Below are 16,916 nucleotides of genomic sequence, written 5' to 3' on the forward strand. Positions count from 1 at the left end.
ATACGGCGTTCAGGGCTTGAGGTCCGCGTCGCTGCAGCGCGCCTCGGGAAACTGCGGATTGCAGCGTGCGCGCAGGTGCCTGGCGAAGCCGACGACGTAGCCATTGGCAGCCGCTTCGCCGTCCGGGTAATCGGTGCTCAGCAGTTGCGCGCCGCTGGCCAGCATGGCGTCGCGGCGCCTGGTGTCGTTGCGCTGCGCTTCCTGCAGGTCGGCATCGGTGCGGGTGCGCACCAGATAGCCCTGCTTGACCAGCTGCGCGATCTCTTCGGCGCTGCCGTCATTGAGTTCGGTAAAGGCGGCATCGTCGTCGCCGGGCCTGGCGTTGGTGAACAGCACGCGGCCGCGCAGCGAGGCGTGGCCTTGCAGATACGCCGGGCCGACGTGGCGCTGGTCGAGCAGGAACACGATCCTGCCGCGTGCGCTGTCCAGCGTCGGCCAGCCCTGCGCGCGGATGGCGGCGTTGAGGGTGGCGAAGTGGCCGCGCACGTCGTCGGGCGCGATGTATTCCTGGCGCGCGAACACCGCGCGGATTTCCGCATCCAATGCATCCAGCGCCGTGGTGTCGAACGGCTCGGGCTGCACGGTGGGGAAGGGCAGCTTGAGCGGCGCCTCCTCGGTCTCCAGCAGCACGAACAGCGGCAGGTGCCGCGGATGCGCCTGCGACCAGGCGCGCACTTCGCGCAGGCAGGCGACCAGGGGCTGGCAGGTGGCGCGCTGGTCCAGGTCCTGGATATGCATGACCTTGAAGCCGGGGCGGCGCATCGCCTCCGCATCGGCGAACGGCGGGTCCGCCGGCAGTCCCGCCTTCGCCACCTGCTCGGCAATGGCCGGATGCGCATAGCGGCCGCCCTTGGCGTCGGCGTAGATGTCCAGCTCGATCTGGCGCACGCCGTCGTCCAGCTGCTTCGCCAGCGGTGGATGCGCGTAGTCGATCCTGGCGAACAGCGCCGGATCCGTGCGCTTCCATATCGCCGCTTCGCCCGGTGCGAGGCCGGCGTGGTAGCTGTTGTGGCTGCCGATGTACTGCAGCTGGTTCATGCGCAGCGGCGCGGATTCGGCGGCGAGCGAGGGCAGCACCGCGGCCAGGGCCAGCAGCGCCGCGCAGGCATGCGTGGCGATGGCCAGCACGTCGAGGCCACGCCAGGCGCGGGCAGGGGAATGGCGCAGCTCGGGTGCGGGACGCGTTGCGGACATGGCGGTGCTCATGGATGGAAGGACGCGGCCGCGCCGGGGAGCGCAACTTGACGCCAGGGTGGGTTGGATCGATCCAATCCGGGGATTTTAGAAACAGGCGTTTTGCAATCAGGTGACGGCCGTGTGAAGTCTTTTGCTTGCGTTTGGACGTCCGAACGACGCGGCTGTCGTCCTGGCAAGGCCGTCGATCAAAGTCATGACCGGTGTGTGTCGATGGTCACGCAGGCCAGGCAGCACAAAAGCAACGCCAACTTTCGCGTGACTGACAAGCCGTGCGTGAACGCGGCGGCGCGCCTAGCTGCGGTGCCTATCACGCTTTTCCCGGAATGCGTTTCTTACCATCGCCGGCGCAGGGGGAGCCACCTGGAGGTCGTCATGTTCCCCGGAATTACCGGTCGCGTCGCCGTGTCCGTCCTGCTTGCCTGTCTCACCTGGAATGCGTGTGCCGCGGCCGATGCGCCGACGCCGGGCACCGATTTCCTGGTGCGCGCCGATCCGCCGGTGCCGCGTCCGTCCAGCCGTCCCTGCAGCGTGGAACTAGTGCGCATGACCACCAACGGCGTGGGCAGCGGCAACTTCGACTATTCGTCGCAGTCCTGCGGCAAGGGGCCGTGGGCGAAGGTGGTGCTGGAGATGGATTTCGTGCTCACCGACGACCAGGAGGAGCAGGGCCTGGCCTTGCCGCTGAACCTGTGGCTGAGCGGCGTGAACCTGTATTCCGGCAACGTCGCGCTGGCCGGCAACCACGTGCAGATGCAGCCTTGCTTCGAGCTCTATTGCGGACATACGGAGCGCGACGTCACCGACTATCTACCCGTACTGGCCTACCGCGACGGAGCGCCGGCCCTGGAGGGCAATTGGATGATCGGCACAGGGCAGGAGGCCTATGTGCCCGCCCCGTACTTCGCCGGCATCGCCACCTTGAAGTTCTATCCGGCCACCGTCGCCGAGCCGGCGCCCGCCGTGCCCGATGCGGTGTTCCCGCTCGGGGCCGGCAACTACAGGGACGGCAACTATTACGCGACCGGCGCCCTGGCCGACCTGCGCGGAACGTCGGACCGCCTTGCCGCCAGCTTCAATGTGTTTCGCCAGCAGACGCTGCCGCGCAATATCGAGCGCGCCTATCTCGACGTGATCGTGCGGCCGTCCACCTATCACTACGTGCCGGCCACGGGCTCGACGCAAGGCCACGTGGTACCCCACGACGCCTGGTACAGCTGCCTGCCGGCGCCGCTGGCCGTGGTGTTCCCGCGCCTGCTGCTGGATGCGCAGCACAGCTTCGCCGCGCACTGCATCGGCGGCGCTTTCCGCGAGGCGGAGGTGAGCATCGACCAGCAGCCGGCCGGCGTGGTGCCGCTGTATCCGGCTTATCCCAGCCTGGACGAGGGCGACGCGGCCTTGTGGCGGCCGGCGTCGCAGCCGCAGGAGCTGTTGAACGTGCCCCATCGCATCGACCTGAGCCCGTTCGCCGCGCTGCTCAGCAATGGCGCGCCGCATACCGTCTCGGTGCGCATCGCCAGCAACAGCGTGCCTGGCCTGACCAATAATCCGCTGGCTGGCGCATGGGCTTCGGCGACCCTGCTGGTCTACCAGGACCGCCGGGTGAAACAGGTGACCGGCATGCTGACCCGCAACGACCTGGCCGGGCAGCCGGCGGTGCCGAAGCAGCGCAGCACGGTGGTGCGCGACCGGCAGGGCAATCTCAGCGGCAGCGTCGCCACCACGCTGAGCCGGCATTTCGTGATCGATGGCTATGTGAACGGGTCCAAGGGGCGCATCCGCCACCGGGTGGAGCGCTGGGTCGGCTTCGACAACACCCAGGAGTTCAGCGTACCCGCCGAGCCGGTGGCGCCATTGCAGCGCAAGGTGCTGCAGAAGAGCATCACCCTGCACAGCACCGAGACCGGCAAGACGCGCACCTATTTGAATGGCGTGCTGGCGGACGAGCACATCACCAACTACGGCTATCCGATGTCCAGCTTCTACTATCTGTGGCACGACCCTACGGTGGAACGCGAGATCAGGCGCTACCGCCAGGACGTCGGCCTGCAGCTGGTGCGCCGCGCCAACGGCAATACGGTCTACAGCGCGGTGACGCAGAACCTCACCGGCGCGGAACTGGACGTCACCACCGGCCTGTTCCCGTACCGCGTGTTCACCAAGGTCAACGACCAGGGCGGCTGGCAGACCTATCGCTTCAACGACTCGGCCGGCAGCTGCTACGACGCGATGCTGACCACGCGCGACGGCAAGCTGGCGACGTGGGAGACCGGCGCGAATTGCACGGACGGCCAGAACCGCCTGTCGTGGCAGAGCCGGCCGGATGGTTCGCCGGCGCCGCTGGGGTGGCTGCCTTATCCCTGATCGAGCCACCCGTAAGGGCAGGTTGGGGCTCCCCCAGCCTGCGGCGTTCAGTCGAGCTGTCGCACCCAGATATTGCGGAAGCTGATCGGCGCCGACGGATCGCCATGCGCCTGCAGCTTGATCGGTGCGTCGGTGTACGGCTTGTACACCGGCTTGCCGATGTACAGCGTCTCGCCGGTGAGCTTGGTGTGGTTCTGCACGATCACGCCGTTGTGGAACACCGTCACGTAGGCGGGCGATTGCACGCTGCCGTCGGCGGCGAACACGGGCGCGGTCCACACGATGTCGTAGGCCTGCCACTCGCCCGGCGGGCGCATGGCGTTGGCCAGCGGCGCCGCCTGCTTGTAGACCGCGGCCGCCTGGCCGTTGACGTAGGTCTTGTTGCGGTACGAATCGAGAATCTGGATTTCGTAGCCTTCGTCGCCGGGCCCGGTCGAAGCCGTGAACACACCGCTGTTGCCGCGCGCCTGGCCTTCGCCGCTGATGTTCTTCGGCACCTGCCATTCCAGATGCAGCTGGTAGTTCTTGAAGCGGCGCTTGGTCTGGATATTGCCCGTGGTCTTGTCCACCGTCGCCACGCCGTCGTGCACTTTCCAATGCGCGGGCGAGTGGTCTTTCGAGGCTTCCCATTGTTCCAGGTTATGGCCGTCGAACAGCACGACCGCATCCGAAGGCGGCGCAGCATCGCGCTGGCCCGGCGTCACCACCGGCGGCACCGGTTCCCATTGCTCGGTGGCCTTGGGATCGCCGGCTGGCGGCGTGGTCTGCGCCGATGCCACACCGGCGGCGAGTGCGAAGGGGAGGAGGGCGAGAGCGAGGCGCGGCGTCATAAGCGGGTCCCGTAGGCGATCAGACGGTGCAGATCTTGTAGGCGTCGGCGAAGGCAGCGAACGGATCGGGGCCGGCCGGCATGAACTCGTGCGCGATATAGCCCTGGTAGTCGAGGTCGGCGATCGCCTTGGCCACGGCGTGGTAGTTCAGCTCCTGCGTGCCGTCGATCTCGTGGCGCCCCGGCACGCCGCCGGTGTGGAAATGGCCGATCCACTGGATGTTGTCGCGGATGGTGCGGATCACATCGCCTTCCATGATCTGCATATGGTAGATGTCGTACAGCAGCTTCACGTTGGGCGAGCCGATGCCTTTCATCACCTCGACGCCGAAGCGCGTGCTGTCGCCCTGGTAGCCGTGGTGATCGACCTTGCTGTTGAGCAGTTCCACGCACAGGGTGACACCGTGCTCGGCCGCCAGCGGTGCGATCCTGGACAGGCCGGCGATGCAGTTGTCGCGCGCCTGGTTTTCGTCGATGCCGGGCACGCGGTTGCCGAACATGGTGATCACGTTGCTGATGCCGGCCTTCTGCGCAAGCGGAATGGTGGTCTCCAGCTCCTTCAGCAAGGTGGCGTGATTGGCCGGGTCGTTGAAACCCATGCTGATGAAGTTGTCGCGTTTGGCCGGATAGCCCATCGTCACCTTCAGGCCGCTGTCGTTGACCACGGCCCATTCGTCCGCATACAGCAGGTCCACGCCGGCGAAGCCCAGGCTCTTGAGGCGCTTGCACAGTTCCGGCAGCGGCGCCTTGGACGTCCAGCGGCTCAGCGATTGCTTGAGGCGGCCGGGGCCGCTCTTCTGCGGCGCGGCGGATGCGCTCTCGGCGGGAGCCAGCGCCGCGGTGGCGCCGAAGGCCGCGGCGGCGGCGAGCTGGCGGAGCATGGCGCGGCGGGTAATGCCTGGCGAGTGGCTCATTCGAGTCCCAGCAGTTGGCGGTTGAAGTGGCGGTCGGCGCCGGTCGCGGCGAAATCGTCGAATGCGCGCCCGGTGACCTTGATGATGTGCTCGCGGATGAAGACCGCGCCTTCCTGCGCGCCCTGCTGGGCGTCCTTGATGCAGCACTCCCATTCCAGCACGGCCCAGCCGGGATAGCCGTACTGCGCCATCTTGCTGAACACCGCGGTGAAATCGATCTGCCCGTCGCCCAGCGAGCGGAAACGGCCGGGGCGGTCGATCCAGCTCTGGTAGCCGCCGTAGACGCCGGCACGGCCGTTCGGGCGGAACTCCGCATCCTTCACGTGGAAGGCGCGGATGCGCTGGTGGTAGAAGTCGATGAACTGCAGATAGTCCAGCTGCTGCAGCACCATGTGGCTGGGGTCGTACAGGATGTTGGCGCGCGGATGGTTGTCCACCGCTTCGAGGAAACGCTCGAAGGTGACGCCGTCGTGCAGGTCTTCGCCGGGGTGCAGTTCGTAGCAGACGTCGACGCCCGCTTCGTCGAAGGCATCCAGGATGGGACGCCAGCGCCGGCCCAGTTCCGCGAACGCTTCTTCCACCAGGCCGGCGGGACGCTGCGGCCAGGGATAGAACAGATGCCAGGCCAGCGCGCCGGAGAAAGTCGCATGCGCGCTCAGGCCAAGGTTGCGGCTGGCCTTGGCGGCCAGCTTCAGCTGCTCGACGGCCCAGGCCTGGCGTTCCTTGGTCTTGCCGCGCAATTCCGGCGGCGCGAAGCCGTCGAACTGGCGGTCGTAAGCAGGATGCGAAGCGACCAGCTGGCCTTGCAGATGGGTGGACAGCTCGGTCACCGCAAGCCCGTGCTCGGCCAGCATGCCGGCCACGTCGTCGCAGTAAGTCTTGCTCGACGCGGCCTGTTCCAGGTCGAACAGGCGCTTGTCGTTGGAAGGAATCTGCACGCCGACAAAGCCGAGCGACGCGGCCCAGCGCGCGATCGCCGGCAGCGAGTTGAACGGCTCGGCATCGCCCGCGTACTGGGCGAGAAAAATGCCGGGGCCTTTGAGTGTCTTCATGCGTCAGATCCTCAGCACGGTCTCGACCGCCCAGGCGCGGCCATTGCCCGCTTCGGACAGCGGGATATCGCCGTGGTAGGCGCCGGGCACCGGCACGTACTGCATCACTTGCGTGCAGCCGGGCTGGGAGATGAAGAAGCCCGACGTTGCCAGCCGCTTGGTCATCAGCACGAATGCCGCCGCGGATTCCGGATCGAGGTCCTTGCCCTTGATCAGCGCCTGCTCGTGCAGCTTGGTCACCAGCGCCAGGCGCTGCTTGGCGTCGAGCTGGGCGAACGGCTTGCCGCTTTGCTTCTCGAACGCCGCCATGGCGGTGAGGTAGCGCTTCTGCTCCTCCGGCGTATAGACGTCCTTGAACATCTGGTCGATGAAGCGCGGCACCCCGGCATCCACGGCGCCGGGCGTGTCGGTGCGCGGGACGATGATGTCCACCACGGCGGTCACCGTGTCGTGCTGCGGCGGGGTGAAGAACTGCGGCGCCGGACCGCCTTTCTGCGCGGCGGCATGCGCGTCGAACACGGCCAGCAGCGAGGGCGCGGCGGCCACGCCGACGGCCAGCGTGGTCATGCTTTTCAACCATTCGCGACGATTCATGGGGGTTCTCCTTAGATATTGCCGCGCTTGAGTTCTTCCACCGCATGGCTGGCCGCGCGCGCGGTCATCGCCATGTAGGTGAGGGAGGGGTTCTGGCAGCCGGAGGAGGCCATGAACGAACCGTCGGTGACGTAGACGTTCTTGCAGGCGTGCATCTGGTTCCAGCCGTTGAGCACCGAGGTCTTCGGGTCGCGGCCCATGCGCGCCGTGCCCATCTCGTGGATCCCGGCGCCGACGTTCGCCTGGACCTTGAACGAACGCACGTCGCGGTAGCCGGCGGCGCTCATCATTTCCAGCGCGTCGTCGACGATCGCCTTGCCGAGCGCCAGCTCGTTCTCCTCGTGCGCCGCGTCGAAGTTGAGTACGGGCAGGCCGTACTTGTCCTTGCGGTTGCGGTCCAGCGTCACCTTGTTGCGATGCGAGGGCAGCATCTCGCCGAAGCCCATCATCGAGATGCTCCAGGGGCCGGGCGTCTGCGCGGCGCGCTTGAGATCGCCGCCGATCAGCGGGGTGTTGACCAGGCGCGTCCAGTCCTGGCGGCTGGCGCCGCCCTGGTAGCCGTAGCCGCGCAGGAAGCTGCTCTTGTCGCTGCCGACGTTGCGGTAGCGCGGGATATAGAAGCCGTTGGGGCGGCGGCCGGAGTAGTAGCGGTCGTCGTAGCCGTCGACCATGGCGCGCGCGCCGCTGCCGAACAGGTGGTCCATGATGTTGTGGCCCAGCTCGCCGCTGTCGTTGCCGAAGCCGTTGGGGAAGCGGCTGGAGGTGGAGTTGAGCAGGATGTGCGTGGTGCCGAAGGTCGAGGCGCACATGAAGATGACCTTGGCGAAGTACTCGGTCTGGTGGCCGGTCTCGGCATCCAGCACGCGCACGCCGGTGGCCTTGCCCTTGTCGTTGTCGTAGATCAGCTCGTAGACGATGGCATTGGTCACCATGGTCATGTTGCCGGTCTTCTCCGCCGCGGGCAGGGTGGAGGAGTTGCTGCTGAAGTAGGCGCCGAACGGGCAGCCGCGCATGCACAGGTTGCGGTATTGGCAGGGGGCGCGCTGCGGGCTCTTGTCGTGCTTCAGCGGCGCGGAAAGATTGGCGGTGCGGCCGATGATCAGCTTGCGGCCGCCGAACTTGCCGGCGATCTTGTCGCGGAAGTCCTTCTCCACGCAGGTCAGTTCCATCGGCGGCAGGAAGTCGCCGTCCGGCAGCTGCGGCAGGTGCTCGATCGAGCCGCTGACGCCGATGAAATGCTCGACATAGTCGTACCACGGCGCGATGTCGTCATAGCGGATCGGCCAGTCCACGCCCACGCCTTCCTTGCCGTTCGCTTCCAGGTCCATGGGGCTGAGGCGGTAGCTCTGGCGTCCCCACATCAGCGAGCGGCCGCCGACGTGATAGCCGCGGAACCAGTCGAACGGACGGGTTTCCTCGTAGGGGTTGTCGATGTCGTCGACGAACCAATGCTTGGTCGACTGCGTGATGCCGTAAAAGGAAGGTCGCGTGTGGATCGGGTGGCGCTCGATATCGTGCCGCGTCGGCTCGTCGCCGTAGGGCAGTTCCCACGGCGCTTTCATCGCGGTGGGGTAGTCGCCGTGCTTGACCATGGGGCCGCGGTCCAGCACCAGGGTCTTGAGGCCTTTCTCGGTCAGTTCTTTCGCGGCCCAGCCGCCGCTGACGCCGGTGCCGACGACGATGGCGTCGTATACGTGCTTGTTGTCCATGTGTTTCCCTATGGAGCAGAAGGTGGGGACGTGAGGTTCAGCGCAGCGGCTTGAGGTAGGCGTAGTCGATACGCGCGGCCTCGAGGTCGCTCATGCGGCTGAACGGCCCTTCCTGTTCGACGAAGCAATGCTTGAGGCCCGAACGGTCCGCGGCGGCCATGATCGGCTTGTAGTCGAGCGTGCCGCGGCCCAGTTCCGCGCCGGGGAAATCCTTGCCGCCCGCGCCGGGCAGGAAATCCTTGGCGTGCATCAGCGCGATGCGGCCGGGGTTGGCCTTGAAGTAGTCGGCGGGATTCTTGCCGCCCACGTGCACCCAGCCGCAGTCCAGTTCGAAATGCACCAGCTGGTGGTCGGTTTCCTTCAGCAGCACGTCGTAGAAGGTCTGGCCGCCGCCGACGTCGGTGAACTCGCGGTGGTGGTTGTGATATGCGTACTGCAGGCCGGCTTTCTTCGCTTTCTCGCCCAGGCGGTTGGCGTATTCGGCGGTGCGCTTGGCCTCGTCCAGCGAATACGTGGGCTCGGGCGCATGGGCGCCGGCTTCCTTCTGCATGATCGACGGCAGCATGCTGCTGACGATGAACTTCGCGCCCAGGGTGTGCGCGGCTTCGATGCCCGGATCGAAACCGAGGCTGTCGAAGTGCATGCTGGGACAGCCGAGGCCAGCCTCTTTCAACTGGTCGCGCAAGGTGGCGGCGGTGGTGGTGACGATCGCCTCGATCTCGCTGTAGCCGATGCTCTTGAGCGTCTTGAGCGTGCCGAGCGGATCGGCCTGGTACGACTTCAGCACCATGTACAGCTGGATGCCGAGCGCCTTGCCCTGCGCGCCGGCGGCGAGCAGCCGGCCGGAAGGGCTGGCGGCAAGCCATGCCGCGGCGCCGAACATGGCGGATCGAGCGAGGAACTGCCTGCGATTCATCATCATATGGATTCTCTCGGGGCGGCCGGTGGGTAGCTTGGGAGATGGGGCGTCAGTGCGTGACCGCGGCGGGCTGGCCGACAGCACTCCTGCGGTCCTTGAAGGCGAGTACGAACAGCACCAGCACGGCGAAGGCGCAGCCGCCGGCGATCAGCCAGATCGAGCGCCAGTCGTGCGCGCCTGGCGTGGCATAGGCATCGACCACCACGCCCGACAGCCACGAGCCGACGAACATGCCCAGGCCATAGGTAAGGAAGGTGATCAGGCCCTGCGTCGCCGCGCGCAAGGCGGTGGGCGCTTCGCGGTCGATATAGATCTGGCCGACCACGAAGAAGAAATCGAAGCAGATACCGTGCAGCACGATGCCCAGCCACAGCATCCACATCAGCTCGCCCGGCGCGCCGAAAGCGAACATCGCATAGCGCAGCACCCAGGCCAGCATGCCCACCGCCAGCATGTACTTCACGCCCAGGCGGCGGAAGAACCAGGGGATCAGCAGCATGCACAGGATCTCGGACATCTGTCCGCCGGTCATCTTGCCGGCGGCGTTGACCACGCCCACTTCGTTGAGGAACAGGTTGGTGAACGCGTAGTAGAACTGCAGCGGGATGCAGATCAGGAAGGACGCCAGCGCGAACACCGCCATCGAGCGGTCGCGCAGCAGGTGCAGCGATTCCAGCGGCAAGGCGTGGCGGATTTCGAAGCGCTGGTTGCGCGCCAGCGGCGGCGTGGGCGGCAGGGTGAGGCAGTACAGCGCCGTCACCACCGACAGTACCGCGGCCAGGTGCAGCGGCGAGGCGGTGGCTTCGACGCCCCAGGCGCCGACGGCCAGGCCGACCAGGATCCAGCCGATGGTGCCGAGCACGCGGATGCCGCCGAATTCTTCCTGCGGGTCGCTGATGTGGCGCATCGCCAGCGAAGTGGTCAGCGCCAGCGTCGGCATGTAGCACAGGCTGTAGGCGAGCAGGGTGCCGTAGAGCAGCGCGAACGAGGTCTGCTTCGCGGCGAACACCAGCAGCACGGCGCCGAGCAGATGCAAGGCTGCGAGCACGCGGCGCGTATCGAACAGGCGGTCGGCGAGCAGGCCGACGAACAGCGGCGAGATCATCGCGCCGATCGCGGTGGTGCCGGCCACCGCGCCGATCTCCTTGCCGCTGAAGTGCAGGGTCTGGCCCAGCCAGGTGCCGACGGTGACATACCAGGCGCCCCAGATCGCGTACTCGAACAGCATCATCAACCTAAGGCGCCACTTCATCATCCCCGTGCTCCCCTTTTGCGTGGTGTTGCGGTCAGGTCTTCGACGTCTTGCCACACGCCGCCCGCGGCGTGGCTTTTCAGCATGGCGTCGACCAGCAGGCTGTTGCGGTAGCCGTCCGCGAAGGTAGGCAGGGCGGACGGCTTCTTCGCCGGCGCGCCGCCCTGGCGGACCCAGGCATAGGCATCGGCGATCAGGTTGCGGAACGCATCGGGCCAGGCTTCCGGATGGCCGGCAGGCAGGTGCGCATACGGACGCGCGGCCGCATCGAGCAGGGCGGGATCGCGCGTCAGCACGGTGTTCGGCTGGTTGTGATGGCCGATCCACAAATCGTTCGGCTGCTCCTGCCGCCAGGCCAGCGACGCCTCGCGGCCGCTCACCTCCAGGCGCAGGTCGTTCTTGTGGCCGGGCAGCACCTGGCCGATGGTGACGCAGCCGCGCGCGCCGTTGTCGAAGCGCAGCAGCACGCTGGCGAGATCTTCGCTGGCGATCTTGATCTTCTTGCGCGGGGCGGATTTCGCCGCCTTGGCGAAAGCCTTGGGCGAGGCGGCCGGCACCTCGCGCACTGGCACCGCGGTATGCAGGTCGGCCAGCACGGCGACGATGCGCGCGCCGGTGACATGCTCGGCCAGGTCGCACCAATGCGAGCCGATATCGCCCAGCGCCGAGCTGGCGCCGCCGCGCTTGGGATCGAGCCGCCACGAATAGGCGCGCTCGTCGGTGAGCCAGTCCTGCAGATAGCAGCCGTGCACGAACACCTGCGCGCCGAGCTTGCCCTTGGCGATCATCGCGCGGGCCTGCTGGATCAGCGGGTAGCCGCGGTAATTGAAGGTGACCACGTGGGCCACGCCGGCCTTGCGCGCGGCTTCGTGCAGCTCGCGGCTTTCTTCCAGGCTGCTGGCCAGCGGCTTGTCGGAGATCACGTGCTTGCCGGCCTGCAGTGCCGCCAGCGAGATCTCGCGATGCAGATGATTGGGCGTGGTGTTGTGCACCACCTGCACGGCCGGATCGGCCAGCAGTTCGCGGTAGTCGGCATAGGCGCGGTCGACGCCCAGTTCGCGGGCACGCTTCTGCGTCGATTCGGGACTGGAGCCGGCGATGCCGACGACGTCGACGTCGCCCAGGCGGCGCACCGCATCCAGGTGATGGGCGGCGATAAAGCCGGGGCCGACCAGGCCCATGCCGAGACGCTTCATCGGCACATCCTGTCGTCGCTGGTCGCTGTGGACTGGCTAGGCATGTTCCCCCTCCGAGGTATCGCTACCATCGAAAATGTATTCGATTACATCCGCATGCGGACTGGACTTCCAAGGCACAACCGGGAAAAGTGCGATGCAAGCCACGCAAGTGGGAAGCGGCAAGACCGCGAAAAAACTGCGCTGGTATGTAACAGACTTGGAAATGCCGATGCAACGATTTCATGTAATCCATTACATTGCGGCGCAGCATGAGTGGCGGCCCGAGCCTTGGCAGGGCGCTTGCGGGCTTGCGCGGGGGTGCTATCGTCCCGCACCAATCGGCGGCATGGGAGTCCGGCATTCGTGAGCGGCAAGGGATCGAAGGGCGGACGCAAAGACGGCAAGGTCGCGGCGGCCGAGGCACCGCCGGCCCGCGTCAGTACGGTCAAGGAGATCGCCGCCATCGCCAAAGTGTCGGTGGCCACCGTGTCGCGCGCATTGCAGCGGCCGGAGGTGGTCAGCGAGGCCACGCGCCAGCGCATCCACGAAGTGGTCAAGCGCCTCGGCTACACGCCGAACGCCCTGGCGCGCAACCTGCGCACCGCGCGCACGCGGCTGATCGTGGCGCTGCTGCCGGACATCGCCAACCCCTTTTTCTCCGAAGTGATCCGCGGCATCGAACAGGTGGCGCACGAGAACGGCTATTCGGTTTTGCTTGGCGAAACCCAGGGCAGCCTGGTGCGCGAGCAGGCCTATGCCGACATGGTCGCGGCGCGCCGCGCCGACGGCATCATCACCATGTCGCCGCGCGTGCCGGCGATTCCGATCCAGGGCCGCCAGCCGGTGGTCAATGCCTGCGAGTACGTCAAGGACGGACAGATTTCCAGCGTTTACATCGACAACGTCGCGGCGGCGGGCGTGGCGGTGGATTACCTGGCCATGCTGGGACACCGCGAGATCGCCTTCGTCGCGGGCCCGCCGTCCAGCCCCATCTGCGTGGACCGCGAGCAGGGTTACCGGCTGGCCTTGCAGCGCGCGAAGCTGCCGGTGCATCCGGGTTTGATCGTGACCGGCGATTTCTCGATCGAGGCCGGCGAGCGCGCGGTCGAGCAGTTGCTGGCACAGGGGCAATCGTTCACCGCGCTGTTCTGCTCCAACGACGAAATGGCCATTGGCGCCATGCGCGCGCTCAGCTCGCATGGACTGAGCGTGCCGGACGACGTGTCGGTGGTCGGCTTCGACGACATCCGCTTCGCCCGCTACACCTCGCCGCCGCTCACCACGGTGGCGCAGCCGAAGAACGCGCTGGGGCGCGAGGCGATGAGCATGATGCTTGAGCTGCTCAACGATGCCGAGGTGCCGCCGCGCAAGCGCGTGCTGTCGGCGGACCTGGTGGTGCGCGGTTCGACGGCGCGCAGGCGACCGGCGTAGGTTGGGGTGAGCCGCAGGCGAACCCCAACAATACGGGATGCTTGAAGGTTGCGATGTTGGGGTTACTGGCTGCATCAGCAGCCAGCCCTTCGGGCCATCCGCTACGCGGATGTTCGCTACGGCATCCTGCCTTCGCAGTCGCCTGCGGCTCACCCCAACCTACGTCGCTACGTCGCTTTCTTCTCGCGGTTGCGCTTGCGGACAGGTGCGGCGGCGCCTTCGATCTGGAGCTGCTCCATCCACGACAAGGCATCGAGATAACCGAGGAAATGCCGCAGATACCCGGGCGACAGCTCGCGCATCGAGGCGATGGCGCGATGCGCCAGCGCGCTCGAGTTGAGCGGGCCGGCATTGGCGGGAGCGGGCTGCAGCGATTGGCGCAACTGGCTTTCGGTGCGCAGGCCGGACCAGAGCTGGCGGACATCGGCCAGCATGGGCAGTTCGGGAAAAGCATCGGGTGCGCGCCGGGCCAGCGTCTGCGCGAGCGAGCGGAGCGGGCCATCGCCGGTTGCCGCCGTGCCGGACTGCGGTTGCGCGGCAGCTTGTTCGACGGTGGCAGCATAGCCATCGAGCAGTAACGACAACCGCTCGTCGAGCAGGCGCCGCACTTCGCCTTCATGTCCCGCCGCGCGCTGCTCCAGCGCTTCCAACACGTGGAAGCGCACCGGGTCGATCCGGTCGGCGCCTTGTTCGCGCCACGTATCGAGCCTCGCTTTCGCCGAGGTCCGCTCTTCAGTCATGGATAAGGCTTTCGGGCGAGCCCTGCGCCGGACGCGGCACCGGCGCGATTTCCACGCGCCGGTTCTTGGAACGTCCATCTTCGCTTGCATTCGAACCCACCGGCTGCTCCGCGCCGAACGCGGCGGCAAATACCGACGAAGCGGGCACGCCTTCGGCGATCAGCGTGCGGGTGACGGTAAGCGCGCGCTCGGCCGACAACTCCCAGTTGTCGGCGAACTGGCGGTTGCCGTCGCGCACCTGGCGGTCGTCGGTGAAGCCACTGACCATCAGGATCTCGTCACGCGACTTGAGATAGCCCGTCAACGGACCGGCCAGGCTCCGGAGCACCTCGCGTCCTTCCGGCTGCAACTGGTCGGAGTTGAGCGCGAACAGCACATTGCCGCGGATGCCGATGCGGCCGTCGACCAGGGTCACGCGGCCGGCGGCGAGCGGCGCGGCCAGCGCCTGTTCCAGCGTCTGGCGGCGCTGCGCCTCGGCCTGGCGCCGCTTCACTTCTTCTTCCAGCTGGTTCGACAGCTGCATCTGCATGCCGATCATGCCGACCAGGATCAGCACGAACACGCCCAGCAGCACCGACATCAGGTCGCCGAAGGCGGCCCAGATCGGCGTCGATTCGGTTTCCGCTTCGATCTCGCCGCTCATGCCGTTTCGGCTCCGGCGGCGGTGCGGGTTTCGGCCAGCTGCTGGATCTCTTCGATGATCTGCTTCTGCGACAGCATGCTCAGGTCGACCACTTCGCGGGCCTGGGCCACGTAATAGGCGAGCTGTTCGTCACTGCGCGCGAGCGTGGCGTCCAGTGCGCCGGCGATCTGCTGCAGGCGTTCCGCCAGCGCCTCGTTGGACTGGCCGAACATCTGCACCGCGACGCCCAGCGCTTCGCCCAGGCTGGCCACCTCGGCGGCGCCGCCGGCCACGTGCGCGGCGGCCGTGCCGAGCTTGCCGGTCTGCGCTTCGACGTGGTCCTGGAAGCGCGTGCCGACGCGGTCGAGCAGGTCGGCCGAGGTGGCGATCAGGCCGTCGACGGCGGCGCGCTGTTCGGTCGAGGCGTGGTTCACCGAGTCGAGCAGGGTTTCCACGGTGGCGAGCAGGCGGCTGCGTTCTTCCAGCATCGCGGTGTCGCGCACCATGCTGTCGGAGAGCTTCTGGCGCAGTTCGGCGACCACTTCGGCGGCGGCCTTCGGCGCTTCGGAGGCGGCCTGCACCAGGCGCGCGATCTCGGCGATGGTTTCGCCGGCGTGCGCCTTGGCCTGTGCCGTGATGTCGCGCGAGGTCTGCGCGAGCGTGTCGCAGATGTCGCGCTGGCGGTCCGCGGCGTGCGCGGCGGTCTGTTCCCACTGGCCGTGCAGCGCGGTGGACATGGCGCCGAGGCTTTCGGTCCATGCGGCGAGGCGTTCCTGGTCGCGCGCGGTGAGTGCCGCGTGCAGGTCTTCGTGAGACTGGCGCACGACGCCGACCAGCGAGGCAGCGTGCTGTTCGAACGTGGCTGCCGCGGCGGCCAGCGCTTCCTGGTTGCGCGCAGCCAGCTCGCCGTTGGCGGCTTCCTGGCGCGACAGCGTCTGCTGCCAGGCTTCCGCGGCGTGGTTCGCGGCGGTATCGAGGCGGGCGGCGACGTCGCCGATCAGCGCGGCGGAGCGCTGTTCGAAGCAGCCGTTGAACTGCTGCAGCGACTCACGAAGATCGCCGGTAAGCGCCGCGCCGGCGCGGCGATGCTCGTCCAGCGCTTCCTTCCACAACCCGGCCACCTTGGCGGTGGTCGTCTCGAAGCCGGCGGACACGCCGTCGAGATGGCGCTGCACGCCTTGTTCGACCGCTTCGCGCAGCGCCACCGTCTCGCGCGAGAGGCCGGCCATGGTGGCTTCCACCACTGGCTGGATCGATGCGCTCACCGCGCGTGCGCTCTCGGCCACGCCTTGTTGCAGCGACTGCTCGACGGAGTCGGCAAGGCGCGCATAGATGGTTTCGGTCCTGGCGTGGAAAGCGTCCTGGCCGGCGAGCTGGCGCTCGTGCGCGGCCTGGTTCTGCTGTTCGATGCTCGCCATCAGCGCCTGCAGGCGGTCGACCAGGGCCGGCATCAGCTCGGTCTGGCGCTGCAGCAGGCGCAACGCCTCGTCGCGCTGGTGCGCCTGGGAGAACACACGCAAGGTGGTGGCGGCGTGCGTATCCAGCTGCTGCGTCGCCTGCATGCGCTCGCGGCGGCACAGCGCGGACAGCAGGCCGAGCATGGCCGAGCTGGCCACGCCCGCGATCGAGGTGCCGAACGCGAAACCCAGGCCCTTGACCGGCGCGGCCAGCGAACCGCGCATGGCCTGGAGATCGTCGGCGCTTTCCAGCGCCAGGCCGGTGCCGCGCAGCGTGGCCATCATGCCGAGCAGGGTGCCGAGCATGCCCAGCAGCACCAGCAGGCCGACCAGGTAGGGCGTGAGCACCGGCACCGGCAGCGCCGCGCGTTCGCCCTCGACGCGCAGGCGCACGGTGTTGCGCAGGCTGGGATGCAGTTGGCCCAGCCAATCGCCCAGGTTGGACGGTGCCATTTCAAGCTTGGCAACGGCATCGCCCAGCGTGTGCGTGGCCTGCCGGTAGCGGAACAGCTCCATGCCGCCGGCGAGATAGCAGGCGCCGATCAAGGCGGCGATCGCCGCGCCCAGCGGATTGGAGCCGACGTAGCCGGCGCCGATCCAGCCGACGGCCACGAGGCCGGCGGCGAAAACGAGGGGATAAACGAGACTTCTGAACATGACG

14 protein-coding genes are annotated in these 16,916 nt (G+C 67.4%); 2 read left to right on the top strand and 12 right to left on the bottom strand.

Annotated features, from left to right (window positions below):
• Positions 1-9: 9 nt before the first annotated feature.
• Positions 10-1,194 carry a phosphatidylinositol-specific phospholipase C1-like protein gene (locus FHW84_RS15390; protein WP_167256856.1) on the bottom strand — a complete coding sequence of 395 codons (1,185 nt, stop codon included), beginning with the start codon at positions 1,192-1,194 and terminating at the stop codon, positions 10-12.
• A gap of 405 nt (positions 1,195-1,599) precedes the next feature.
• Here FHW84_RS15390 and FHW84_RS15395 point away from each other — a divergent pair, with 405 nt between their 5' ends.
• Entirely contained in the window at positions 1,600-3,558 is a 1,959-nt protein-coding gene (locus FHW84_RS15395) for a peptide-N4-asparagine amidase (RefSeq protein ID WP_167256857.1), read from the top strand.
• Positions 3,559-3,605: 47 nt separating this feature from the next.
• Here the strand turns inward: FHW84_RS15395 and FHW84_RS15400 are convergent, their stop codons facing one another.
• Genes FHW84_RS15400 through FHW84_RS15435 form a run of 8 tightly spaced genes read right to left on the bottom strand, consistent with a single transcriptional unit; the run spans position 3,606 to position 12,023 of the window.
• Complete coding sequence (locus tag FHW84_RS15400) at positions 3,606-4,388, bottom strand: DUF1080 domain-containing protein (RefSeq protein ID WP_167256858.1); 783 nt, start codon at positions 4,386-4,388, stop codon at positions 3,606-3,608.
• Between the two features lie 19 nt (positions 4,389-4,407).
• Entirely contained in the window at positions 4,408-5,301 is an 894-nt protein-coding gene (locus FHW84_RS15405) for a TIM barrel protein (RefSeq protein WP_167256859.1), read from the bottom strand.
• Entirely contained in the window at positions 5,298-6,353 is a 1,056-nt protein-coding gene (locus FHW84_RS15410; RefSeq protein WP_167256860.1) for a sugar phosphate isomerase/epimerase, read from the bottom strand. The genes FHW84_RS15405 and FHW84_RS15410 overlap by 4 nt, the downstream gene beginning before the upstream one ends.
• A gap of 3 nt (positions 6,354-6,356) precedes the next feature.
• Positions 6,357-6,947, bottom strand: a complete 591-nt coding sequence (locus FHW84_RS15415; protein ID WP_167256861.1) for a gluconate 2-dehydrogenase subunit 3 family protein — start codon at positions 6,945-6,947, stop codon at positions 6,357-6,359.
• Positions 6,948-6,958: 11 nt separating this feature from the next.
• Positions 6,959-8,656, bottom strand: a complete 1,698-nt coding sequence (locus FHW84_RS15420; protein WP_167256862.1) for a GMC family oxidoreductase — start codon at positions 8,654-8,656, stop codon at positions 6,959-6,961.
• A gap of 37 nt (positions 8,657-8,693) precedes the next feature.
• Positions 8,694-9,578: a sugar phosphate isomerase/epimerase gene (locus FHW84_RS15425; protein WP_243868137.1), complete on the bottom strand. Its 885-nt coding sequence runs from the start codon at positions 9,576-9,578 to the stop codon at positions 8,694-8,696.
• A 46-nt stretch (positions 9,579-9,624) separates the two neighbouring features.
• The gene (locus FHW84_RS15430; protein ID WP_167256997.1) at positions 9,625-10,827 is read right to left on the bottom strand and encodes a nucleoside permease; all 1,203 of its coding nucleotides are present in this window, start codon (positions 10,825-10,827) and stop codon (positions 9,625-9,627) included.
• Positions 10,827-12,023 carry a Gfo/Idh/MocA family oxidoreductase gene (locus FHW84_RS15435; protein WP_167256863.1) on the bottom strand — a complete coding sequence of 399 codons (1,197 nt, stop codon included), beginning with the start codon at positions 12,021-12,023 and terminating at the stop codon, positions 10,827-10,829. The genes FHW84_RS15430 and FHW84_RS15435 overlap by 1 nt, the downstream gene beginning before the upstream one ends.
• Positions 12,024-12,368: 345 nt before the next feature.
• Between FHW84_RS15435 and FHW84_RS15440 the strand changes: the two genes are divergently transcribed.
• Positions 12,369-13,436, top strand: coding sequence for a LacI family DNA-binding transcriptional regulator (locus FHW84_RS15440; protein ID WP_167256864.1), 1,068 nt, complete (start codon positions 12,369-12,371; stop codon positions 13,434-13,436).
• A gap of 167 nt (positions 13,437-13,603) precedes the next feature.
• On the opposite strand, the gene FHW84_RS15445 is transcribed toward FHW84_RS15440, so the two are convergent.
• From FHW84_RS15445 to FHW84_RS15455, 3 genes are read right to left on the bottom strand one after another with little or no spacing between them, the layout of a single operon-like run.
• Entirely contained in the window at positions 13,604-14,176 is a 573-nt protein-coding gene (locus FHW84_RS15445; RefSeq protein ID WP_167256865.1) for a DUF2894 domain-containing protein, read from the bottom strand.
• Positions 14,169-14,819 carry an OmpA family protein gene (locus FHW84_RS15450; protein WP_167256866.1) on the bottom strand — a complete coding sequence of 217 codons (651 nt, stop codon included), beginning with the start codon at positions 14,817-14,819 and terminating at the stop codon, positions 14,169-14,171. Before FHW84_RS15450 ends, FHW84_RS15445 begins: the two co-directional genes overlap by 8 nt.
• The gene (locus FHW84_RS15455) at positions 14,816-16,912 is read right to left on the bottom strand and encodes a DUF802 domain-containing protein (protein ID WP_167256867.1); all 2,097 of its coding nucleotides are present in this window, start codon (positions 16,910-16,912) and stop codon (positions 14,816-14,818) included. The genes FHW84_RS15450 and FHW84_RS15455 overlap by 4 nt, the downstream gene beginning before the upstream one ends.
• Positions 16,913-16,916 lie beyond the last annotated feature (4 nt).

The sequence above is a fragment of the Dyella sp. SG562 genome (genome assembly GCF_011759495.1).
Taxonomy (GTDB): domain Bacteria; phylum Pseudomonadota; class Gammaproteobacteria; order Xanthomonadales; family Rhodanobacteraceae; genus Dyella_D; species Dyella_D marensis.

What these genes read in the sequence shown, in the direction of transcription:
- FHW84_RS15390 (WP_167256856.1), bottom strand. Translation starts at nt 1,194, where the DNA reads ATGTCCGCAACGCGTCCCGCACCCGAGCTGCGCCATTCCCCTGCCCGC.
- FHW84_RS15400 (WP_167256858.1), bottom strand. Translation starts at nt 4,388, where the DNA reads ATGACGCCGCGCCTCGCTCTCGCCCTCCTCCCCTTCGCACTCGCCGCC.
- FHW84_RS15405 (WP_167256859.1), bottom strand. Translation starts at nt 5,301, where the DNA reads ATGAGCCACTCGCCAGGCATTACCCGCCGCGCCATGCTCCGCCAGCTC.
- FHW84_RS15410 (WP_167256860.1), bottom strand. Translation starts at nt 6,353, where the DNA reads ATGAAGACACTCAAAGGCCCCGGCATTTTTCTCGCCCAGTACGCGGGC.
- FHW84_RS15415 (WP_167256861.1), bottom strand. Translation starts at nt 6,947, where the DNA reads ATGAATCGTCGCGAATGGTTGAAAAGCATGACCACGCTGGCCGTCGGC.
- FHW84_RS15420 (WP_167256862.1), bottom strand. Translation starts at nt 8,656, where the DNA reads ATGGACAACAAGCACGTATACGACGCCATCGTCGTCGGCACCGGCGTC.
- FHW84_RS15425 (WP_243868137.1), bottom strand. Translation starts at nt 9,578, where the DNA reads ATGATGATGAATCGCAGGCAGTTCCTCGCTCGATCCGCCATGTTCGGC.
- FHW84_RS15430 (WP_167256997.1), bottom strand. Translation starts at nt 10,827, where the DNA reads ATGAAGTGGCGCCTTAGGTTGATGATGCTGTTCGAGTACGCGATCTGG.
- FHW84_RS15435 (WP_167256863.1), bottom strand. Translation starts at nt 12,023, where the DNA reads ATGAAGCGTCTCGGCATGGGCCTGGTCGGCCCCGGCTTTATCGCCGCC.
- FHW84_RS15445 (WP_167256865.1), bottom strand. Translation starts at nt 14,176, where the DNA reads ATGACTGAAGAGCGGACCTCGGCGAAAGCGAGGCTCGATACGTGGCGC.
- FHW84_RS15450 (WP_167256866.1), bottom strand. Translation starts at nt 14,819, where the DNA reads ATGAGCGGCGAGATCGAAGCGGAAACCGAATCGACGCCGATCTGGGCC.
- FHW84_RS15455 (WP_167256867.1), bottom strand. Translation starts at nt 16,912, where the DNA reads ATGTTCAGAAGTCTCGTTTATCCCCTCGTTTTCGCCGCCGGCCTCGTG.